General features: G+C 60.3%; 19 protein-coding genes. 17 read left to right on the top strand and 2 right to left on the bottom strand.

Going from position 1 to position 21311, the window contains the following annotated elements; translation table 11 throughout:
• The 5 genes from GGD66_RS19220 to GGD66_RS19200 form a co-directional block, all read left to right on the top strand.
• The coding region (locus GGD66_RS19220; RefSeq protein ID WP_409362375.1) for an ABC transporter permease subunit at positions 1-278 on the top strand (278 nt) is incomplete at its 5' end.
• Between the two features lie 2 nt (positions 279-280).
• Positions 281-1294, top strand: a complete 1014-nt coding sequence (locus tag GGD66_RS19215; protein WP_183258672.1) for a branched-chain amino acid ABC transporter permease — start codon at positions 281-283, stop codon at positions 1292-1294.
• A 27-nt stretch (positions 1295-1321) separates the two neighbouring features.
• Complete coding sequence (locus tag GGD66_RS19210) at positions 1322-2533, top strand: ABC transporter substrate-binding protein (RefSeq protein ID WP_183258671.1); 1212 nt, start codon at positions 1322-1324, stop codon at positions 2531-2533.
• Between the two features lie 172 nt (positions 2534-2705).
• The gene (locus GGD66_RS19205; protein WP_183258670.1) at positions 2706-3683 is read left to right on the top strand and encodes an NADPH:quinone oxidoreductase family protein; all 978 of its coding nucleotides are present in this window, start codon (positions 2706-2708) and stop codon (positions 3681-3683) included.
• Positions 3684-3946: 263 nt separating this feature from the next.
• The gene (locus tag GGD66_RS19200) at positions 3947-4723 is read left to right on the top strand and encodes an enoyl-CoA hydratase-related protein (protein WP_183258669.1); all 777 of its coding nucleotides are present in this window, start codon (positions 3947-3949) and stop codon (positions 4721-4723) included.
• 112 nt (positions 4724-4835) lie between these two features.
• On the opposite strand, the gene GGD66_RS19195 is transcribed toward GGD66_RS19200, so the two are convergent.
• Positions 4836-5789, bottom strand: coding sequence for a LysR family transcriptional regulator (locus GGD66_RS19195; protein ID WP_183258668.1), 954 nt, complete (start codon positions 5787-5789; stop codon positions 4836-4838).
• Positions 5790-5896: 107 nt separating this feature from the next.
• Between GGD66_RS19195 and GGD66_RS19190 the strand changes: the two genes are divergently transcribed.
• The 11 genes from GGD66_RS19190 (at position 5897) to GGD66_RS19140 (ending at position 19427) form a co-directional block, all read left to right on the top strand.
• The gene (locus tag GGD66_RS19190) at positions 5897-7165 is read left to right on the top strand and encodes an acyl-CoA dehydrogenase family protein (RefSeq protein WP_183258667.1); all 1269 of its coding nucleotides are present in this window, start codon (positions 5897-5899) and stop codon (positions 7163-7165) included.
• A gap of 11 nt (positions 7166-7176) precedes the next feature.
• A complete protein-coding gene (locus GGD66_RS19185; RefSeq protein WP_183258666.1) occupies positions 7177-7920 on the top strand; it encodes an SDR family NAD(P)-dependent oxidoreductase in 744 nt (247 codons plus the stop codon).
• A complete protein-coding gene (locus GGD66_RS19180) occupies positions 7917-8996 on the top strand; it encodes a phosphotransferase family protein (RefSeq protein WP_183258665.1) in 1080 nt (359 codons plus the stop codon). Before GGD66_RS19185 ends, GGD66_RS19180 begins: the two co-directional genes overlap by 4 nt.
• A 47-nt stretch (positions 8997-9043) precedes the next feature.
• Positions 9044-10738, top strand: a complete 1695-nt coding sequence (locus GGD66_RS19175) for an acyl-CoA synthetase (protein WP_183258664.1) — start codon at positions 9044-9046, stop codon at positions 10736-10738.
• A gap of 305 nt (positions 10739-11043) precedes the next feature.
• Entirely contained in the window at positions 11044-11424 is a 381-nt protein-coding gene (locus tag GGD66_RS19170) for a hypothetical protein (RefSeq protein ID WP_183258663.1), read from the top strand.
• A gap of 243 nt (positions 11425-11667) precedes the next feature.
• Positions 11668-12669: an ABC transporter permease gene (locus tag GGD66_RS19165; RefSeq protein WP_183258662.1), complete on the top strand. Its 1002-nt coding sequence runs from the start codon at positions 11668-11670 to the stop codon at positions 12667-12669.
• Between the two features lie 45 nt (positions 12670-12714).
• Positions 12715-13728: a sugar ABC transporter substrate-binding protein gene (locus GGD66_RS19160; RefSeq protein ID WP_183258661.1), complete on the top strand. Its 1014-nt coding sequence runs from the start codon at positions 12715-12717 to the stop codon at positions 13726-13728.
• 136 nt (positions 13729-13864) lie between these two features.
• Positions 13865-15982 carry an ABC transporter permease subunit gene (locus tag GGD66_RS19155; RefSeq protein ID WP_312014146.1) on the top strand — a complete coding sequence of 706 codons (2118 nt, stop codon included), beginning with the start codon at positions 13865-13867 and terminating at the stop codon, positions 15980-15982.
• Entirely contained in the window at positions 15979-17088 is a 1110-nt protein-coding gene (locus GGD66_RS19150) for an SMP-30/gluconolactonase/LRE family protein (protein ID WP_183258659.1), read from the top strand. The genes GGD66_RS19155 and GGD66_RS19150 overlap by 4 nt, the downstream gene beginning before the upstream one ends.
• Complete coding sequence (locus GGD66_RS19145; RefSeq protein ID WP_183258658.1) at positions 17085-18614, top strand: sugar ABC transporter ATP-binding protein; 1530 nt, start codon at positions 17085-17087, stop codon at positions 18612-18614. The genes GGD66_RS19150 and GGD66_RS19145 overlap by 4 nt, the downstream gene beginning before the upstream one ends.
• Positions 18615-18641: 27 nt before the next feature.
• A complete protein-coding gene (locus tag GGD66_RS19140) occupies positions 18642-19427 on the top strand; it encodes an SDR family NAD(P)-dependent oxidoreductase (RefSeq protein ID WP_183258657.1) in 786 nt (261 codons plus the stop codon).
• Positions 19428-19526: 99 nt separating this feature from the next.
• Here GGD66_RS19140 and GGD66_RS19135 read toward each other — a convergent pair whose 3' ends face one another.
• The gene (locus GGD66_RS19135; protein WP_183258656.1) at positions 19527-20015 is read right to left on the bottom strand and encodes a VOC family protein; all 489 of its coding nucleotides are present in this window, start codon (positions 20013-20015) and stop codon (positions 19527-19529) included.
• Positions 20016-20379: 364 nt separating this feature from the next.
• Here GGD66_RS19135 and GGD66_RS19130 point away from each other — a divergent pair, with 364 nt between their 5' ends.
• Positions 20380-21258, top strand: coding sequence for a helix-turn-helix domain-containing protein (locus GGD66_RS19130; protein WP_183258655.1), 879 nt, complete (start codon positions 20380-20382; stop codon positions 21256-21258).
• Positions 21259-21311 lie beyond the last annotated feature (53 nt).

Here is a 21311-nt window from a genome sequence, read left to right as displayed (position 1 = left end):
CCGGCATGCTGATCGCCCCGGTCGTGTTCCTCGAGCCCAACATGATGGGCGGCGTGCTGATCTACGGCTTTGCCGCGGCGGTGCTCGGCGGCCTCACCAGCCCGTTCGGCGCCGTGGTCGGCGGCTTCCTGGTCGGCATCTTCGAGAACCTCGCGGGCACCTACATTCCCGGCGTCGGCAACGAGCTGAAACTCCCGATCGCGCTCGCGCTGATCATCTCCGTCCTGGTCGTCAAACCCGCTGGCCTGTTCGGCCGGCACATCGTCAAGCGAGTTTGATCATGAGCGCTGCAGAAGAAGTCGTTGCAGAAGGCCACGAGGCGGTCGAGGCCGTTCCGAAGCGGGCCATGACGCTGGGCACAGGCACCTCGGTGGTGGTGCTGTTGCTTCTCATTGCCGTTCCGCTGTTTGCGAAGAACTTCGTGATCTTCCAGCTGACCCAGCTGCTGTATCTCGGCCTCGCCGTGCTGGCGCTGAACATCCTGACCGGCGGAAGCGGCCAGTTCTCGCTCGGCCAGAGCGCGTTCTACGCCATCGGCGCCTACGTCACCGCGGTGATGATGGAGCAGTGCAACGTTCCCTATTTCCTCTGCCTGCCGGTCGCGGGCGTGCTGTGCTTCGGCGCGGGCTTCCTGTTCGGCCAGCCGGCGCTGCGGCTCTCCGGCGTGTACCTCGCGCTTGCCACCTTCGCGCTGGCGACGGCCATGCCGCAGCTGCTCAAGCTGAACTTCCTCGAGCACTGGACCGGCGGCGTGCAAGGCCTCGTCGTCACCAAGCCCGATGCGCCGTTCGGCCTGAAGATGTCGCAGGACATGTGGCTGTATTACTTCACGCTCGTCGTCGTGCTCGCGATCTACATTTTCTCGGTGAACCTGCTGCGCTCCCGCTCGGGCCGCGCCTTCATGGCGATCCGCGACAACGAGATCGCGGCCTCCGCCATGGGCGTCAACGTCGCGCTGTACAAGACGCTGGCCTTCGGCGTCTCCGCCGCCATCACCGGTGTCGCCGGCGGCCTCGGCGCCATCGCGGTGCAGTTCGTCGCGCCCGACAGCTTCACCATCAATCTTGCGATCTCGCTGTTCCTCGGGATGGTGGTCGGCGGCGTCGGCTGGCTGCCCGGCTCGATCGTCGGCGCGGCCTTCATCATCTTCGTGCCGAACATCGCCGAAGGCATCTCCAAGGGCCTCTCCGGCGCGGTATTCGGCGTGCTGTTGTTCCTCGTCATCTACCTCGTGCCGCACGGCGCAAGGCAGGTCGTGATCCGCGGCCAAGGCTGGATAACGAAATCAAAATAGAAGCGAAACTCAACAAGGAGAGATCATATGTTTGCAAGGATTATAGGAACGACCGCGCTGGCCGCAGCAGCGATCGCCCTCGCCTCTGTCGCCGCGTTCGCCCAGAAGAAATATGACACGGGAGCCACTGACACAGAGATCAAAATCGGAAATTTGATACCGTACAGCGGTCCAGCATCGGCCTATGGCGTCATCGGCAAGGCCGAGGAAGCCTATTTCAGGATGATCAACGACAAGGGCGGTATCAACGGCCGCAAGGTCAACTTCATCAGCTACGACGATGCGTACTCGCCTCCCAAGGCCGTCGAGCAGGCGCGTAAGCTGGTGGAGAGTGATGAAGTGTTGCTTATGTTTGCTCCGTTGGGCACAGCCAACAACACCGCTATTCAGAAATACCTCAACGCCAAGAAGATTCCACACCTGTTTGTGGCAACTGGCGCCACCAAGTTCAACGACCCCAAGACCTTCCCTTGGACCACGGGCTGGCAGCCGTCCTATCAGAGCGAGGCGCACGCCTACGCGAAATATATCCTAAAAGAGAAGCCAAACGCTAAAGTCGCGGTATTTTTTCAGAATGATGATTTGGGAAAGGATTTCCTCAAGGGTCTCAAGGACAGGCTCGGTGCTCGGATCGTAGCCGAGGAAAGCTACGAGACGGCGGAGCCGACCATCGACAGTCACATCGTCAAGCTCAAGGCGACAGGTGCGGATACCCTGGTCAATGTTAGCTCCCCCAAATTCGCTGCTCAAGCGATCAAGAAGATCGCGGAAGTCGACTGGAAGCCGCTGCACATCGTTATCAATGCCTCGGCTTCGATAGGTAGCGTCATTAAGCCTGCTGGAGTCGAGAACGCGCAAGGCGTCATTTCCGCCACCTACTTGAAGGATCCGGCCGATCCGCAGTGGGATAATGACCCGGGCATGAAAGAGTTTCAGAGCTTTCTGAGCAAGTACTATCCCGACGGCAACAAGCGCGACATATTGCTGATCACCGGCTACGCGCTCGCGGAGACGCTGGCTCAGACGTTGAAGCAGTGCGGCGACGATCTCACCCGCGAGAACGTTATGAAGCAGGCCGCGAACCTGAAGGATTGGCGCACCGAGGCGCTCTTGCCGGGAATCTACGTGAACACCTCGCCGACCGACTTTGCTCCGATCAGTCAGCTTCGGCTGATGCGCTTTGTCGGCGAGAAGTGGGAGCTGTTCGGAGACGTGATCAACGGCGATACGGCGGACTAGATCGCTCGCGGAGAACTGCGCGCATGCCATCGACACCGCACCGAACTTTGGTCTTTGTCGCAAGGCATGCGCGGCGCCTGCAATCGGCAGCGTTCGGGGCAAAAATGCCGAACGCGATCGCGTGAGCCCGATGGCCGCGCCCGGATCGCTGCGGCTCGCTCAAGAGGGTATCATGAAAGCAGTTTTGGTCGGCAATTTCGATTGTATCGAAAATATCGCCATCAAGGATGTCGCCAAGCCAGAATTGTCAGTGGGAACGGTCCGCGTCCGAATCCAGGCCGCGGCCGTCGGTTTCGTGGACGGCTTGAAGGTGCAGGGCCTGTACCAGACCAAGGACCCTTTGCCGTTTACGCCCGGGTCGGAGTTCGCTGGTGTCGTCGACGAAGTCGCCGCAGGTGTTAATGGCTTCGTACCCGGTACGCCTGTCATCGGCATGGTCACAAACGGTGCCCTTGCCGAATATATTTGCGTGCCGCCAGGGGACCTTTTCGTCAGGCCGACGGGTATAGAGCCGGAGGTCGGCGCCTCGTTCTTTGCGAATTACCACACGGCACTGTACGCGCTAAGCGCGCGAGGGAAGCTACAAAGCGGCGAGACGCTCCTGATTCTTGGAGCCGCCGGGGGCGTTGGCATTGCTGCTGTTCAGATTGGAAAGCTGCTTGGCGCCCGCGTCATTGCGGCGGCCTCGACCGAGGAGAAGCGACAATTTGCGATCGGGTATGGTGCCGATGCGGGTCTGGATTACACCCGCGACGGATGGCGCGAAGAGCTCAAGGAGCTTACTGACGGCCACGGCGCGGACGTGATCTATGATCCCGTTGGCGGAGATCTGAGTCTGCAGGCCTTTCGCTCGATCGCCTGGAACGGACGGCATCTGGTGATCGGCTTTGCTTCCGGGACAATTCCAGCGCTGCGGTTCAATCTGCCTCTTTTGAAGGGAGGGGCGCTGCTGGGCGTCGACCTGGCGCAGATTGGTCGACGCGAACCGGATGTGCGAGAGCGGGTCATCGCCCAGCTGTTCACCTGGTTGAGCGAGAAGACGCTCGTTCCCGTCGTAGGAAAGGTCTTTGCGTTCGAGGAAGTTCACGAAGCGTTCGAGGCAATGACCACGCGCTCGGCCCTGGGGAAGATGGTCGTCCGGATCGGCTGAGTATCCTCCTCGATTGGGTCTTCGGAGTAATCTTCATGAGAGTTTCTGACGCGCTGAATTCGCGCACCTCCGTGCGGGCATTCTTGGACGTCCCAGTCTCCGGCGAGACTGTTCGCGGATTTTGATTGCCATAGCCGCTCGCGTCCGGCGGAGGCACCAAATATCGAACGCCCGAAATTCATCAACGGGATTTCAGGAAAGGGCAGAAAAGCCATCTCGAGCCGGTGATCCGGCGTACGCCATAATTAGGAGAGCTGAGAACCATGACGCATGAATACGTGAAAGTGGATCGTGAAGGACGTTGCACAATCATCACGATCAACAGGCCGGAGGCGCACAACGCCTTGAACGCTGCTTGCCATACCGAACTTGAAAGTGTCTTTGACAAATTCGCGCTCGATGACGAGCAGTGGGTTGCGATCATCACGGGGGCCGGAGGGAAAGCGTTCTGTGCCGGTCACGATCTCAAGCAGCAGGCCGCTGGCGGGGGATTGACGACCCCAGCCAAGGGCTTTGGCGGTCTGACCAATCGCTTTGATCTGGCAAAGCCGGTCATCGCAGCTGTCAATGGAGTAGCGATGGGCGGCGGATTTGAGATAGCACTCGCCTGCGATATCGTGGTCGCATCCGAAAACGCCGTCTTTGCCCTGCCGGAGCCGCGCGTTGGCTTGGCGGCGCTCGCTGGAGGGATTCAGCGACTTCCTCGCGAGATTGGTCTCAAGCGGGCGATGGGCATGATGCTGACGGGGCGCCGAGTCAGTGCCGAAGAAGCGTTCTCGCTTGGACTTGTCAACGAGCTGGTGAGTGGCGATGTGCTGGCTGCCGCCAGACGCTGGGCTGACGAGATCCTCGCATGCAGTCCCATGTCGGTCCGGGCCACCAAGGAAGCAGTCCTCCGGGGACTTTCCCGCTCCGTATCGGAAGGTTTGTCGGAGGAGTGGGAATACCCCTCAATGAGGGCGATGCTTGCCTCGGCTGATGCGATAGAAGGTCCACAGGCGTTTGCAACAAAACGAAAGCCGAATTGGAAGGGGCGCTAGGCGCGCTTTGCAGGACTAATATTGGCCTTGGCGGAGTATTCTTGGGAGATGGATTAGATCCTCATCCATCTCTTGCAGTTTCGGCGCGTCACCGCAGGACGGCTGACGCGGGTCATGCGGCCTGGCCCGGCTGGGCGGCATCCCCGCGCCAGGCCCCTTGCATTGCGAAACGCCAAAACCGCTCGGCGGCGGGTCGTTGCTCACGCCGCTGGCGGATCACAACTAGTTCGGTCTCAAGCCTTGCTCCGTCTATGCTCTTGCGGAGCATGCGCACGTTGGGCATGGATACGTGCGGGTCGAACCAGCCCAGATCAATGGCTGCGATCGCGTGGCGTTCAGCATAGCGGATGACCGAAAAGGCATCGCCTTCCGGTATGCGGACCGGTTCAGCATCGATTTCTTCAAGGTAGCGGCCGATGGCAGAGGCAATCGCGCCACCATGGACGCGCCCGATCCTGGCGATGCGCATGCCTTTAAGGTCGGCGCTCGAAATACTCGGCGCCTCTGAGAGCGGGTGACCGGTGGGGACGTACAGGCCGACCTGACGGGAAGCCAGCGTCAGCGTTTCCAATTCGGAGCCCAGCGCGCGGTTGAGCGGCGACAATTCGAGGCGCTCGGAGGGTTCGATGACGATGGCGACGTCGGCATCATGGTCGCGCACCACGTCGTAGATGCGCTCGCTACCATACTGCACGATCTGCACGTCAACGTCGGGATTAGCGGCGGCGTAATTATCCGTCAGCAAAGTTCGATCACTGATGAGGACGGAATAGGCCTGCACTGCCAGCCGAAGGTCGTTGCTGAGAATCTCCTTGGCTCGCTGCGCTGTCCAATCATGCTCCATGACGACGCGCCGCGCATTGACCAGGAAAGCGCGGCCTTCCCAGGTCAGCTGCACCTGTCGGCTGGTACGGTCGAAAAGCGAGAATCCAAGCCTGCGTTCCAGCTCACGGATCGTAGCGGAAAGCGCGGGCTGCGAGACGTGCAGTTCCTCTGCGGCGCGCGTAAATGATTGGCTCTTCGCCACCTGAAGGAAGGCGCGAAACGGCGTGGCATCGAGGTCCATCGAAGGTTCCATTCATAAAACCTTCTTATTGATAGCCGAATAATCCGATATTGGAAAGATGATCGGCATTCTCGCAGTATTCTCCTAATAATCTGGAGGAGCTGCCCTTGTGGTCGTTTGAGACTGAGCCCGAGTTCCAGAAGGAACTCGATTGGATCGCCGCATTTGTACGCCGCGACGTCGAGCCGCTGGACTACATCCTAGGTAGTCAGTGGAACATCCACGACGAGCGGTTTAAGCAGCTGGTTCGGCCGCTGCAGGCCGAGGTCAAGAAGCGTGGTCTTTGGGCTTGTCATCTCGGTCGGCATCTAGGCGGCAAGGGCTACGGACAACTCCGGCTCGCGCTGATGAACGAGCAGTTCGGCCGCTCGCGCTTTGGGCCAATCGTTTTTGGCGCGCAGGCCCCTGACACCGGTAATTCCGAAATTCTCGCCCATTACGGCACAGCAGAGCAGAAGGAGCGCTATCTCAAGCCGCTTCTGAACAACGAGATCGTCTCCTGCTTCGCGATGACCGAGCCACAGGGCGGCGCGGACCCGCTCCAGATCGAGGCAACGGCGAAGCTCGATGGCGACCATTGGGTCATCAACGGCGAAAAATGGTTCTCGTCGAATGCGCGCTTCGCTGCCTTTTACATCGTTATGGTGAAGACCGATGCGGGAGCGAGCGATCCGTATCGCCGCCAGTCAATGTTCATCGTGCCCGCCGACACGCCGGGCATAGAGATTCTCCGCGACTTCGTCTACTTCGGTCAAGCGGAGCCCGAGCATGCGCACGTCCGTTGGCACAACGTACGTGTGCCGGCTGACCATCTGCTTGGAGAGCGAGGCGCTGCATTCGAGGTGGCGCAGGTTCGTCTGGGTGGCGGGCGGCTTCATCATGCGATGCGCGCGCTCGCCGAGGCGACCCGATGTCTCGAGTACACCTGTGAGCGCGTGGTGTCTCGGCGTACCAAGGGCGACGTACTCTGGAAGCAGCAGAGCGTTCAGGAGCGCATCGCTGACGCTTGGGTCACGCTTCGCCAATTCCGGTTGCTCGTGCTCGAAACCGCATGGCTCGCCGACCAGGGGAATAGCTGGAAGGACATCCGTCAGAACGTCTCTGCAGTGAAGGCGACGATGCCGAAGGTTCTGCATGACGTGGCTTCGATGGCGCTCCATCTACACGGCTCGCTTGGCCTGACCACGGACGCACCGTTCTCCGGCCATATCATGAACAGCTTTATGATCGGTCTCGCAGACGGACCCACCGAGGTCCACAAGGGCGTAGTCGCGCGCGAGCTGCTCAAGACAGTTCAGCCGACAGACAAGATGTTCCCGGACTATCTGCGCTTCAAGCGGGAGCCAACTGCCCGCGCGCATTTCGGCCTAAAGTGAGGAGCCCCTCCATGCTGGCCCGGTTCAACCTCGATTTTTCAGGCCGTACTGTACTCGTTGTCGGCGGTAGCGGCGGAATTGGCAACGCCATCGCGCAGACTTTCCGCGGGCACGGTGCGACCGTCCACGTCTGGGGCACGAAAGCCGACGCAAGGGCCTATGCCGACGTGGCAGATTCGAATCTCGAAGGTCTGCACTATCAACAGATGGATGTTTCAAATTTCGACGCGATCGAATCCTACCAGCCTCCATTCGATCGACTCGATGTGCTCGTCCAATCGCAAGGCTTTGTTTTGTACCGGAGGCAAGAATTCGAGATTCCGTCGTTTCAGAAGGTCCTCGGGGTCAATCTAACGAGCCTGATGGCATGTTCGAACAAATTTGAACCGATGCTGACGAAATCACGCGGATCAATGATCGTGGTCTCGTCCTCCGCCGCCTATCATGCGACGCGCGGAAATCCTGCGTACAACGCATCGAAGGCGGGGGCAGTGGGCCTCGTGCGTACGCTCGCCCAGACGTTCGCTGAGAAGGGCGTCCGCGTGAACGGCATCGCGCCCGGCCTCATTCCGACGCGCCTGACCGCAATCACAACGGACGATGCCAAGCGCTCCGAAGCAGCGTTGGCGCGCATCCCGATGGGACGCTTCGGAACCCCAGAGGAGATGGCGGGAGTGGCGCTATTTCTCGCCTCTCCCTTGGCGGGTTACGTCACGGGGCAAACCATCCTTGCCGATGGCGGGATGCTCCTATGACCGCGGCGGCGAACGCGCTTGTCGACGTCGACCGGCTCGCCGGCTGGATGGACGCGCGGGGTCTGGGTACAGGCCTGATTACCGATATCATGCATTTGAGCGGCGGCACCCAGAATGCCTTGATCCGCTTCTCACGGTCGGGCAGGGACTATGTCCTGCGCCGACCACCGTCAGCGCCGCGACCCAATAGCAACGAGACGATGCGGCGGGAAGCGCGACTGCTCGCCGCGATTGCCAAGAGTGACGTTCCCCATCCGCGTCTGGTCGCCAGTTGTGGCGAGACTGATCCTCTCGGCGTTGCGTTCTACTTGATGGAGCCAGTCGAAGGCTTCAATCCGGTCGTGGGCCTGCCGGCGCCCCACAACGAAAATGCCGACTGGCGGCGCAGGATGGGCTTCGCCCTTATCGAGGGAATTGCAGCGCTGCACAGGCTCGATTACCGCAAAGTCGGCCTCGAGGGTTTTGGGAATCCGGACGGCTACCTTGATCGTCAGGTCGAGCGCTGGCGACGGCAGCTGGAGGCCTATGCCCTTCATGAGAACTGGCCGGGACCGGCCGGAATTCCGGGCGTTGCGGCGGTCGCCAGTTGGCTTGCCGCTAATCTTCCTCCGCCGTCTGCGCCTGGCATCCTGCACGGTGACTATCAGTTCGCCAACGTCATGTTTCGTCATGATGCGCCGGCGCTTGCCGCAATCGTGGACTGGGAGCTTGCCAGCATCGGCGATCCGCTCGTCGATCTCGGTTGGATCATCGCGACCTGGCGCGAGTCAGGCCTTCCTGAACTGCCGGTGCTGAAGATCGAGCCATGGGAGGGATTCCCGCGAGCCGAGGATCTGATTGAGCATTATGGGCAGTTAACTGCGCGCGATCTGACCCACATCGAATGGTACGTCGTGCTGGCTTGCTATCGGCTCGGAATAATCCTGGAGGGCACCTACGCACGTGCGTGCGAGGGCAAGGCGCCGATGGAGACTGGTCGGCTGTTGCACGAGACCGCCGTCGCCCTTTTTGAACGCGCGTTGATGCGCATCGGCTGCAGCGGCGGTTCGCCAAGAACAGCAGCCGGAACGCATTGAACTCGAGAACCAAAACAAGCGGAACCCCGCGGAAATAAACGGCGGGCATGGGTGACGCCCACGACCGTAAAGAGGAGGAAACAGCAATGTTACTGCCCCCAATGGAGGACTATGCGACCTTCATCAAGGACTACCGGCGACCAGACGACCCGCCGACGTTCAACTATGCCGATGTTATCGACGAATACGGACGCGATCCGTCTCGGATGGCCCTGATCTGGACAAACGACAAAGGCGACGAGCGGCGCTTCACATTCGCCGAGATTTCGGAGGCATCGAAGCGCATTGCCAACGTGCTGCGCGAAAGGGGAGTAGGGCGCGGCGATCGCGTCATCGTCATGCTTCCACGCATTCCCGAATGGCAAATGACCATGATCGCGCTGTTTCGCATAGGCGCGGTGTCGCTGCCTTCACTGACCATGTTGACACCAAAGGATCTCGAATACCGCATCGGCCAGACGCAGCCGAAAGCAGTGATTACGGTTTGTGGCCAAGCTCACAAATTGGAGGAGCTTCTCGATCCGGGCTGCGTGCGCCTCGTTGTTCCATATGGCGCCGGCGAAGCCGATGGTTGGGAAGATCTCGTCGCCTGCATGGCCTCGGCCTCATCCGTTGCGGCGAGCGAAGCAATGACGCGCGCTGATCCTGGCGTCATCTACTTTACGTCCGGTTCGAGCGGACTACCGAAGGGCGTCACACATTCCGCCTATTTCGCCTACGGGTTCCTGGAAATCGCCGCTTACTGGTTCGACCTCAACCGACAACGCCGCGACGACATCTGTTGGGGCACAGCGGATACCGGCTGGGCATTTTCCGCAACATGCACGCTGATCGGGCCGTGGCTCGCGGGAGTATGCGCTTTCACCTATGACGGTCCCTTCGATCCAAAGGTTCGCCTCCAACTCATGGAGCGCTACGGCATAACTCTGTTCGCCGCCGCAGCGTCCGAATATCGCTGGATGCTTGGCGAAAAGGTCTCGGAGTACGATTTGTCGCGGCTGCGGCTTTCGATAACGGGAGGCGAGGCACTCGACGCTCCGACGGCATATCGTTGGATGGAGTTGACGGGAACGCGGTTCCACGAGTCTTACGGGCAGACCGAGAGTTTCATGTCGGTCGGCAATTTTCCCGTGACACGCATCAAGCCCGGATCAATGGGGTTGCCCATGCCCGGCATGCCGGTCGACATAGTCGACGAGGAGACGTTCGAGCCGCTACCACCAGGACAAGTCGGCCACGTCGCACTGCGCGCGCCCTTTCACGGTTTGATGCTCGGCTACTGGAATGATCCGGAACGAACGGAGGCGTGTTTTCGCACGAGCGCGTCAGGGGTGCGCTGGTTCATCACGGGCGATCTCGGACGCAAGGACGATGACGGTTATTTTTGGTACGAGGGGCGATCGGACGACGTCATCAACGCCGCCGGATACCGTATCGGACCTACCGAGGTTGAAAGCGTCGTGATGTCCTATCCGGCGGTGCGGGAATGCGCTGCCGTGGCCAGCCCTGACGACAAGCGTGGTGTCGTGGTCAAGGCCTTCGTCGTCCTCCACGACGGGCACGAGCCCGGCGACGAGCTTGCTCGCGAGATCCAGAACCACGTGAAAGCGCAAACCGCGCCCTATAAGTATCCGCGCCGGATCGAATTCGTCTCTGAACTGCCGAAGACGCCGAGCGGAAAGGTCAAGCGCAAGGAACTGCGCGATCTTGAGCTGGCGCGTAGTCGCCAGAGCGCGGCCTAGGCGTGGGAGATACGCATCATGATCGCGCACACGTCGGTGGTTCGCCCGCTAGGGCGGGTACCCATAAGGACGCAGATGTCCTCAGCGTATGCCCAACATATGGGACTCATAAACTCATGAGAACTGGCCGAGAGGCGTTGGCTCGTTGCATCGACGTTAGAGCGGCCCCTCCGGCCGACCCGGATCCTTCCCACAGCCCACTAGAGGAGCGAGCGATGTCCTGGAAGTGGAAGCCGAGTTCGTACATCGTGGCTAACACGGACCGCGCCGGCCAACCGGGGCTTCAACGTTCTGTGACAAAACGCATGAACGGCACTGTCTTTGAGGCCAACGGCAGCCACGTGCCAATGATGTCGCAGGCCGAACTCGTACTCGATGTGCTCCGCAAGGCTGCAAACGCTTCTCGGCAAGAAGCTAAGGCAGTGCATAGCACCGGCTTCCGCGAACCTGAAGGACGTTTTGATGAGGAAAAGCGCGAAGCGTCATTGCCGACCTCAGCGGAATTTGTGCGCACCTATGGTGCGATCGTCGACGCGCTCACAGCGACGATCATTAATGCAGAGGCCGGGCTGAATTGGCTGAGCGCTCAACGGCCAGATATGGAAGAAGTTCGGCGAGCTCTCACTATGATCGCTGAGGATGGTAAGCGAGCAGGCGAAATCGTCGCTCGACTTCGAGCCCCGTAGAAAAGTCCCTAGAGCGGGGAGACCCTCTTGATCCTTGAGCTGACACCACCGAGGCGGTCGGAGCAACGTCGTTCCGGCGATGCCCGCTTTCGCGCCGCTGAATGCCTCAGCCGGAAGCGGACGCCGCTCTTCACTGGTCCAACCTAGCCTCAGGGCGTCTGAGATCGTTCGGGTTGACACGCAGTTCGCCGATGGCGCGGTGCGACCGCAGTCATACGGTTCAATCGAATCAAGGAGGTCACGATGCAAAACAACCTAGTCGCTTCGCACAGGCTGGCATTTCACCTTCCCCAGCTCTCGCAGGAGCGGGTCGTTCTGCTCGTCACGATCGTAACGATCATCGTCTTCTCTGTGTTGTTAGACGGTTTTGCCACTCTAGGGAACCTGCTGACGATGGCGCGAAACGTTTCCATCCTTGGCATCATGGCCCTCGGGATGGCGATTGTCGTGATCGGCCGAGGACTCGATCTGAGCATCGTCGCAACCATGGTGGCAAGTTCAGCGGCGTTGCTGTCGATGCTCAATGCCGGCCACGGCTTGCCCCTGTCGCTGGCGGCGGGATTGCTGACTGCTCTGGCCGTTGGTGCCGTCAACGGCTTTGTCATCGCCTTCCTCGAAGTGCCCGCACTCTTCGCTACGCTCGCGACGACGTTCCTGATCAGCGGTCTCACGCGCAACCTCATGGATCAGATCATCATTTACCCGCCGAAGGCTGCGCAGCTCTTCCTGGCCATCGGGCAGGGACGATTGCTGGGTGTTCCATCGCCGATACTGTTTTTCGGGGCAACGGCCATCGTTGTGAACCTCTTGCTGAGCAAAACGGTCGTCGGCCGTTTTATCTACGCCTACGGTGACAACGCGCTGACGGCGCGCCTTTCAGGCATTGGCGTGCGCCCGCTCGTGATCGGCCAATACATGTTGTCAGCGGCCATCGCCTTTGTAGCAGGAGTCGTGCTGACCTCCTCGACAGGCAGTCTCAATCTCCGGTTTGTCGAGTCGACGGTGATCTTCGATGTGATCCTTGTCGTGGTCCTGGGAGGTGTCAGTCTTGTCGGCGGGCGTGGCGGCGTCCCGAGCGTATTCGTTGGCGCCGCGCTCATTGGAACACTGCTCAATGGGCTCACGCTTCTCAATTTCTCGAACCTTGGGCAGGACATCATCAAGGGGCTCGTCCTGCTTGGGGCGATCATCACCGACAATCGACTTCATCCGCGGGATGAGGAGACCGCCAAACAAGGGGACTGATCCCCCATGTGCGGAAACTGCAACCAGAATATAGGGAGAAACACAATGAAATGTAGCTATATAGGTTTCGCTGTCTCGCTCGCGGCAGCCTCTTTTCTCGGGATGTCGACTGTTTCTGCCGACCAACTGTCCGGCGCGGGCAGCTCTAAAGAATTGAAGCAGCGGGAACGGGCTGCCGTTGAAGGCAAGACGATCGCGTATGTCCCGCAAATTCTTGCCTCGCCTTTGGCGACGGAATGGGCGCGCGTGCTGAAGGACGAGACCGCAGCGCTCGGCATGAAACTGATCGTCAAGGATCCGAACTGGAACGCCAATGCCCAGCTGCAGGTGATCTCTGCGCTCATAGACGAAAAGCCCAACGTCCTCGTGGTGCAGAATCCGAACGTTACGATTCTCGCCAAGGAACTTGAGCGAGCCGAAAAGGCTGGGATCTATGTCATCCAGATCAACCAAGGATCGAACTACAAGACCGACGCCTACACCGGCGGCGATTGGGAAAGCATCGGAAAGATGATGGCCGATCACGTCATCAAGAAATGCGGGAATGGCTCGAACACGTCCGGCAAGGTTCAGATCGTCATGGGCGAGGCGACGGCCGGCGCGAGCCTCGAACAGACGCAGGCGGTGCTCGCGGAGCTCAAGAAGGATCCCGCCATCAAGGTGGTCTCGAACCAGGCTGCCGATTGGGACGCCAGCAAGGCGCAAGCGATCACAAGCACTGTGCTTCAGCAACACTCGGATCTTTGCGCCAGCATAGGTATGTGGGGGGTGATGCAACGAGGAGCAGCTCAAGCAATCAAGGACGCGGGCAAGTTGGATCAGGTGACTGTCGTCGCTTCGGGAGAGGGCGTACGCAGTGACTGCGATGCATTGCAGGAAGGGCTGTTCGACGGCTACGCGAACTACGACGCGCGTCTCCAGGGACACGACATCGTGCAGCTCGCAAAGCTCCTGCTGCAGTCCGGGCAAAAGGCGGGAACGTTTAAGATCGCCGACTTCTCGCATGTTGTCTGGCTTGACAAGCAGAACGGCAAAGGTGCCGCCTGCTTTGATCCTTAGCCGATTGTGGCCGCCCGCCTTGGAGGGGGTGGCCGCTCTCTTTGCTTGTGACTGAGCCGCCTCAACACAGTTGCACAATAATCCGGGTGACCCATCCATGACACAGCAGATCCTTGCTCCGCAACGCCCAAACTTCGTGCAGCGGCTTGCCTATCGCTGGTCGATCAAGCTCTGGCTGTCCGAACTCCTTGCTAAGACCTGGATGGAGCCGGCGATTCCGTTCGTCGTGCTCATTGGAATGTTCCTGGGTTTCGCCTGGACCATCCCAAACTACGCGACGCTTAACGGCGTCCAGTCGCTCGTGACGCAATTTCCCGAGTTCGGGCTCGTCGCGATAGCCATGGCGCTCGTAATCATCTCGGGGGGAATCGACCTCAGTGTCGGGGCGATCTTCGCAATGGCGAATCTGGCGGCGCTTTTCTTGTTCAAGGTGGTCGGGCTTCCGGTGTGGGCGACGCTCGTCGGCACGGTCATGGTCGGAGCTGCATTCGGACTCATCAACGGCGGCCTTGTCGGGTACGTGAAGACGCGCCCGTTCCTGACGACGCTCGTGTCGCTGATCGTTTTGCGCGCCGCGTACAACATGCTCAGCCAGGAGGTCGCGTTCTCGCTCGCGGTCTCCACGGAGACAAGCGACGCTTGGCAATTCTTCGGCGGCGGAACTGTGTTTGGCGTGCCGGCAAATGTCTGCGTTCTCATCGTCGTCGCGGTTGCGGGCCACGTTTATCTCAGTCGTTCGCGTCCGGGTATCCAGCTCACAGCGGTCGGCGCGAGCCGCAAGGCCGCGCGGCACGCCGGGATCCGGGTCGAACGGCATCTTTGCGCCGCCTATGTTCTTTCGGGCGTCACGTGCGGGCTTGCCGGCTTCCTCTTCGCGGCGCGCCAGGAAAGCGCGGACGCGACGACTGGCCTCGGCTGGGAAGTTCAGGCGCTGACTGCGGTTGTGCTCGGGGGAGTTTCGCTGTCCGGGGGCAAGGGAACATTTTGGCGCGCGCTCATTGGCGCAGGGATCGTCTTTCTCCTCATCAACGGTTTCGTGCGGCTAGGGGTCCGTGGCGACAGCGCGCTGATGATGATGGGCGCGGTGCTCATCGGTGCGGTGTCGCTCGATGCCAAATGGGGAAAGAACCGCCACAAACTGGTCCAACGCATCTACGTTAATCCAACGTATGTCGCCTACGACGCTCCGCCGGCTCTAGGTCGTGACATTGGCACGGCTTACGCCGAGAACGACGTGCTGTCGGGCGCGGAGGCGGTCGGCCTCGGACTGGTGGAAGGACCAGAGGATGTCATCCTCGACCGTCACGATCGCCTCTATTGCGGCACGCGTGAAGGCTGGATTCATCGCCTTAGCGGACCAAATTTCGAGACTCACGAGATTTTTGCCCGCATTGGCGGCCGGCCGCTCGGCATGGCTTTCGACAAGGATGAGAACCTTGTCGTTTGCGTTGGCGGCATGGGACTCTACGGCGTGAAGCCGGATGGCAAGATTTATAAATACACCGACGAAACCAATCGCACCTGGTACAAGCTTAATGACGACCGGCGCCTGCGGCTTGCCGACGACCTCGACATCGCGCCGGACGGAAAGATCTATTTCAGCGAGGCGACGATCCGATACGAGATGCACAGCTGGGATCTCGATGGACTCGAGGGGCGCGGCAATGGCCGCTTGATCTGCCACGATCCGAAGGCCGGGACGACACGCACGATCCTGAAAGACATCTCTTTCCCGAATGGCATCTGCATGGCGCATGACGGCCAGTCGTTTCTCTTCGCGACAAGCTGGCTCTGCAAGATCTATCGCTACTGGATCGCCGGACCGAAGGCGGGAACGCACGAAGTCTTCATCGACAACCTTCCAGGCAACCCTGATAACATCAACCGTTCGTCCGACGGCGGCTACTGGATCGCGCTGACCGGCATCCGCACGCCGACGATCGACCTCGCAATGTCGAAACCCAGTTTCCGGCTGCGAATGATCAAGGAGATACCGCGCGACGAATGGCTGTTTCCGGGGCTGAACAATGGGTGCGTGGTCAAGTTCGACGAGGCAGGCCGGCCCGTTACCTCGCTGTGGGATCCGGGCGGGAAGGCGCACGCGACCATTACGTCGATGCGCGAGCACAAGGGTTGGCTCTATCTCGCCGGACTTGAGAACAACCGCATCGGCCGCGTGCGCCTTCCGAGCGCGGATCCCGATTGGGATGGCTGGCACTCCTATTGGGGCGACCGCACGAGGAACGCGTCATGAGCATCTTTGCCCGCACGAGGCGCGATCTGGAGCAGGTGCTCTTCCCATCGCGCGACCGCCACGCAATTCCGTCCATGGACGGGCCGCTCAGTCCCAACGAGGTTCTCGACGCGGCGGCGCCGATCGGACCGCCGCTACCGGGGGCGAACGACATCTGCGCTGCCCCTGACGGGGGGCTGCTCGTTTCGGCAGGCAGGGCGATCTACCGGCTTTCCGGGGCGAGTGACGCCCCACATTCGGTTCTGCACGAGTTCGTGGGAACGGTCGGCGCGATCACGCCGCATCCGGACGGTCGGCTCCTCGTTGCGGTTACGGGTGAGGGAATTTGGGCGATCGCACCAGACGGAGCCCGCCGCATGCTTTCCGCCGCCGCCGGGATCCAACTCAGCGGCGTGACCGCTCTGGCGGTCGCCCCCGACGGCACGATCTTAGCAGCACAGGGCAGCCGTCAGTTCGCCCCGGCCGATTTCCTGCATGATCTGATGCACAAGAACCGATCGGGCTCGATCGTCACGATCGCGCCTGATCTCAACGGGGCGCGGCTGCTCGCGGATGAATTGTCGTTCCCGGCTGGACTTTGTCTTAGTGACGACCGACGGGACGTCCTGTTCACGCAAGCGTGGACCCACAGCCTTCACTCCCTCCCGCTCGCCGGGGGGGCGGCGAAGGCGATTATCCCAAACCTGCCGGGCTATCCCGGCCGCATAACCCGGACCGTCAACGGCTATCTTGTCTGTGTCTTCGCGATGCGCACGCATCTGACGGAGCTCGTTTTGCGCGAAGACGAGTTCCGCAACGACATGATCGCCTATATCGATCCGCGCTACTGGATCGGACCCGCGCTTTCGACCACTGGCTCCTATTACGAGCCGCTGCAGGCGGGAAATGTGAAAAAGCTCGGCGTGACGAAACCCTGGGCTCCTCCGCGCTCCTACGGGCTGGTGGTCGAAATCGACAAGATCGGCGAACCTCTGCGGTCGATGCACAGCCGCGTCGGCGGCAACTGGCATGGCATTACCGCAGCCATCGAGACAGCCGACGGATTGGTGGTCGTATCGCAAGGCGCGGGGCAAACTCTCGCGGCCTCCTGGGAGAACGGACAATGAGGGAAGCTTCGCAATCGCTGGCCGCCAAGCCTCTCGTGGCGGTCGAGGAGGGCAGCAAACTATACGGCGGCATCCACGCGATCGAGAAGCTCAACTTCGACATCCGTTCCGGCGAAGTGCATTCGATCGTCGGCGAGAACGGTGCTGGCAAGTCGACGCTGTGCAAGGCCATCGCCGGCGCGATACGGCTGTCCTCGGGCCGCCTACTCGTCGATGGCACGGAAGTGCGCTTTGACCGCCCGGTTGACGCGCTCGCCGCCGGGATCGCTATGGTCTACCAGGAGACGAGCTTGGTGCCGACGATGACGGTTGCTCAAAACATCGAGCTTGGGATCGAGCGCCTCTTCGACACGGCGAACAGGCGCAACATTCGCGCGCAACAATTGCTCCAGTCGCTGAATTTCCATGTCGAGCCTAATCTGCCGGTGAGTGCGCTCGGCACCGCCAAGCGACAGATGGTCGAGATCGCGCGGGCCGTCTATCTCAATGCGCGCGTAATCATTTTCGACGAGCCGACGGCAAGCCTGACCCCGGAGGAGATCATCCACTTTTTCCACCTCATCCGCGACCTACGGGCGCGCGGTGTAGGCATCGTCTTCATCTCCCACGCGCTCGAGGAAGCCCTGCGCATTTCCGACCGCATCACCGTGCTTCGCGATGGCAAGCACGTCATCACCGAAGAGGCGAAAGATCTGACGCGCGACATGCTCATCAAGCACATGGTCGGGCGCAGCATTGCGCAGACGCATTACCGGCGCGATGCTGGCAACGCAGGGGCAAGCCGCGCCCGCGGACGGAAAGTGCTTTCGATTGAGAATGTGACAATGGGCGCCACCGTGCGCAACATGTCCTTCTCACTGTTCGAGGGCGAAGTACTTGGCATCGCGGGCCTTATAGGCTCCGGACGCACAGAAATCGCGCGCATCGTCGCCGGTAGCCTCAAGCGCGACTTCTTCAATGGCGGCATGATCTATTTGCACAACAAGCCGGTGAACTACCGCGTGCCTAAGCAGGCGATCCGAGACGGCATCGCCTACATCACCGAGGATCGGAAGATCGACGGCTTCTATGAGACGATGGACATCGCCGACAATCTCTTCCTTGGTGAGCTCGCGGCGCGCAGGCGGCCGCCGATAGGCTATGCGCGGAAGGAGCGCGAAAGCGTAGCCGCCCGCTGGATTAAAGCGCTGAGGATAGCCGCGCTGAACCGAAATGCACGCGTAATCGAGTTGTCTGGTGGTAACCAACAGAAGGTTGTCATCGGCAAGTCGCTTGCGCAGAATCCGTCGATTGTGATTTTCGACGAACCAACGCGCGGTGTGGACGTCGGCGCCATCGCGGAGATCCACCAGATCATCCGCAGGCTTTCGGACGAAGGGAAGGCCGTCGTCGTGATCTCGTCCTACTTGCCAGAGATCCTTTCGATCTCCGACCGAATCTTGGTGGCGCGCGCCGGCCGCATCGTGGCGGAATTTCCTGCCGACAAGGCGACCGAACAGAAGATTATGTACGCGGCGATCCACTGAGCTGCCGACGTACTTACTGGACGACAAATGATCATGACCGAAGATATCCGCTCGATCGCAGGCAAGACCGCCATCGTCACAGGTGCGGCAAGCGGCATGGGGTGCGCGACTGCGCGACTCTTCGCTCAGCAAGGGGCGAAAGTCGCACTTACCGACCTAGATCAGGCGGCCTGCGATCGAGCGGCGGAAGCCATCCGTGCCGAAGGCGCTCGCGGCGAGGTTTTGCCATTGGCGTTTAACGTTGCGGACCACGAAGCGATCCGGCGGGTAATCGCGGAGGTGGCGAACCGTCTCGGCGGCATCGACATCATTGTCAACAATGCAGGCATTGTCGGCTTTGCGTCGATTGATGATCCGGAGAACTATGAAAAGCAGTGGCAGCGCTGCATCGACGTCATGATAACGCCGCACCAGCGCATCATCCGAGAGGCCCTGCCACACCTGCGCCGCTCGGAGGCCGCACGCATCGTCAACATCGCCTCAACCGAAGGGCTCGGGGCAACACCAGGTGACTCGCCATATGTCGCAGTTAAGCATGCGGTGGTCGGACTGACCCGAGCGCTCGCGGTCGACCTCGGTCCGGAAGGGATCACGGTCAATTGCATATGCCCCGGGGCGATCCACACCGGCATGACTGACGATATCCCGGACGGAAAGAAGGAGACTTTTGCGCGCCGCCGCGTCGCGCTGCGGCGCTATGGGCGGCCGGAGGAGGTCGCGCAAATGACGTTGTCACTGGTGCTTCCGGCGGCATCCTACCTGACCGGAGCCGTCATTCCGGTGGACGGCGGGTTGACCATCCGCAACGCCTAAGATGGTTTGCCGCCGGAAAATTTGAGCGGGGTGGTCCCGGCATGTCACCAGCGGTGCCTTGTGGATTGCCCTCGCCGCGCATGTTCCGGAGCTTCTAGTCTACTTGCGGAAGGACACGTATTCGAGGAAGGTCCCGTCAGGGTCGCGGAAGCAGAGAAACCGTGCGCCCTGGCCGTTGGGCGCGACCCCTTCCGATGTCTCGTAGCGCGCGACCGAAGACACCATCTCGACGCCATTGTCAGCCAGCAACTTCGCCACGGCGTCGATATCATCGACCTCGAAGCATAGCCGGCAAGTCCCCACATTGGTCAGTGTGGGATAAGGCTCGCCCGCGGTCGACGGATCCAGAAACTGGATGATGTCAAGAATGGGTCGTTCGACATTCGGGATGCGCATGAAGACTGCCCGGAAGCGTCGGTCCTTCTGGCCGGGCGGAACACCAAGGCCACGCCAGCAGTCGGAGCTGTCTTCGAAGATCAGATCCGAGAATTTCTCGAACCCCAGCATCTCGTAGAACGGTATGGTCTGCTCCATATCCCGTACGCAGATGTTGGCGTGAACCCAGTTCTTGATCGGCACTCGTGTCATTGGCTTCCTCACCGCATCCCTCATACTCCAGCGAGAGGGGTCATTATTCGAAACGCCTAAGCGGGTGTCCAATCGGAATCTTTTCCCCAACCGGTAGGATAAGGCTATCAATGCGGCAATCGGGTGCTACGCAGCAGAACCGCATAGGGCTCCCTGCGGCCAGCGCGGGTCGTAGGAGCGGGCTTACGCAGCGCTGGTGTGGCGCCGGCTTCTAGCTAGATAACAGAGCGAGCTGATACACCCGTCACGGGGCTTCCGCCTGAACTACATCGGCCGACCTGGTCGGTGGGCACATCTGGATGCTCGACGCCACTCGTAGACCTGTTAGCATCAAAAGCTGGGTGTCTCGAAGGGGGAGAGAGTCATGTCCGATGTCGCAGCTCAGCTCGGTGGTCACAAATATGATTCTTCGCGGCCAATTTCTTTTGGCCCCGTCAGTGTCGGCGTTTGGAAAGGCGCAGGTCTAACTGCGGCAGCAACATCTTTTGAATTCTCGTTCGAAGCTGCCTTCAGTTCGTTAGTCATTACGACTGCGAGCAGGAACCTTGCGGATGTGTCGAAGCCCCACCGCATCGATGTTGGAGGCCACTTTCTGGCCAATGTGCCTGATCAAGATTATCGTGGACGCATTATCGCCCCCATGAGCTGCGTTACACTCTTTCTTTCAAAGTCTTTGTTAGAGTCGGCACTTGATGTGCGTTACACACCGTCAATGGCGATCGAAAATCTTTCGCAAATTCGACGCCCGAGTTTCATGCCACCTCTGATGCAGGCTCTGTTTGAAGACGCTCGCAATGGGCATCCGGCTGGCCCGCTGCTTGGGGAATCTATTGTCGCGGCGGTCGCTCACTTGCTCCATCCCGTTGAAGCAGGCAAAATGGAGATCAGAGACCGTCGAAGCGCCCGCATTCCGTTGCGCAAGCTCAATGCTGTCAGGGACTTGATCCACGCTCGTCTTGCCGAGCCGCTCCACCTCGAGGATCTCGCAGACTTCGCCGGAATGAGCACCAGGCAGTTCTCGCGATCATTCCGAGGCTCGACGGGGCTTTCTCCACATCAGTTCATCATTCGTGCTCGAGTGGAGCATGCAAGAAAGCTCATATTGAGCACCGCGCATACGCTTGACGAAATCGCGTGGTTTTCCGGCTTCGCAGGGCGCAATCATATGGCGACCTCGTTCGTCAAAGTTCTTGGCATTTCGCCGTCGCATTTTCGTCACACTCACGCGAAATCCACATCGTGAGCTCGTTTGAGAGGCCAGTTTAGATACGCTTGGCTGGTTTGAGGTCGTTGAGA

It is taken from the genome of Bradyrhizobium sp. CIR48 (genome assembly GCF_014198315.1).
In the GTDB taxonomy this organism is placed as follows: domain Bacteria; phylum Pseudomonadota; class Alphaproteobacteria; order Rhizobiales; family Xanthobacteraceae; genus Bradyrhizobium.
This window is presented reverse-complemented; position numbering and strand designations above follow the sequence as displayed.

Excerpts from the sequence above, each read along its gene's own strand:
- GGD66_RS19140 (WP_183258657.1), top strand. The coding sequence starts at position 18,642 with ATGATCATGACCGAAGATATCCGCTCGATCGCAGGCAAGACCGCCATC.
- GGD66_RS19200 (WP_183258669.1), top strand. The coding sequence starts at position 3,947 with ATGACGCATGAATACGTGAAAGTGGATCGTGAAGGACGTTGCACAATC.
- GGD66_RS19170 (WP_183258663.1), top strand. The coding sequence starts at position 11,044 with ATGAACGGCACTGTCTTTGAGGCCAACGGCAGCCACGTGCCAATGATG.
- GGD66_RS19175 (WP_183258664.1), top strand. The coding sequence starts at position 9,044 with ATGGGTGACGCCCACGACCGTAAAGAGGAGGAAACAGCAATGTTACTG.
- GGD66_RS19185 (WP_183258666.1), top strand. The coding sequence starts at position 7,177 with ATGCTGGCCCGGTTCAACCTCGATTTTTCAGGCCGTACTGTACTCGTT.
- GGD66_RS19165 (WP_183258662.1), top strand. The coding sequence starts at position 11,668 with ATGCAAAACAACCTAGTCGCTTCGCACAGGCTGGCATTTCACCTTCCC.
- GGD66_RS19210 (WP_183258671.1), top strand. The coding sequence starts at position 1,322 with ATGTTTGCAAGGATTATAGGAACGACCGCGCTGGCCGCAGCAGCGATC.
- GGD66_RS19180 (WP_183258665.1), top strand. The coding sequence starts at position 7,917 with ATGACCGCGGCGGCGAACGCGCTTGTCGACGTCGACCGGCTCGCCGGC.
- GGD66_RS19135 (WP_183258656.1), bottom strand. The coding sequence starts at position 20,015 with ATGACACGAGTGCCGATCAAGAACTGGGTTCACGCCAACATCTGCGTA.
- GGD66_RS19195 (WP_183258668.1), bottom strand. The coding sequence starts at position 5,789 with ATGGACCTCGATGCCACGCCGTTTCGCGCCTTCCTTCAGGTGGCGAAG.
- GGD66_RS19130 (WP_183258655.1), top strand. The coding sequence starts at position 20,380 with ATGTCCGATGTCGCAGCTCAGCTCGGTGGTCACAAATATGATTCTTCG.
- GGD66_RS19160 (WP_183258661.1), top strand. The coding sequence starts at position 12,715 with ATGAAATGTAGCTATATAGGTTTCGCTGTCTCGCTCGCGGCAGCCTCT.
- GGD66_RS19215 (WP_183258672.1), top strand. The coding sequence starts at position 281 with ATGAGCGCTGCAGAAGAAGTCGTTGCAGAAGGCCACGAGGCGGTCGAG.
- GGD66_RS19145 (WP_183258658.1), top strand. The coding sequence starts at position 17,085 with ATGAGGGAAGCTTCGCAATCGCTGGCCGCCAAGCCTCTCGTGGCGGTC.
- GGD66_RS19205 (WP_183258670.1), top strand. The coding sequence starts at position 2,706 with ATGAAAGCAGTTTTGGTCGGCAATTTCGATTGTATCGAAAATATCGCC.
- GGD66_RS19150 (WP_183258659.1), top strand. The coding sequence starts at position 15,979 with ATGAGCATCTTTGCCCGCACGAGGCGCGATCTGGAGCAGGTGCTCTTC.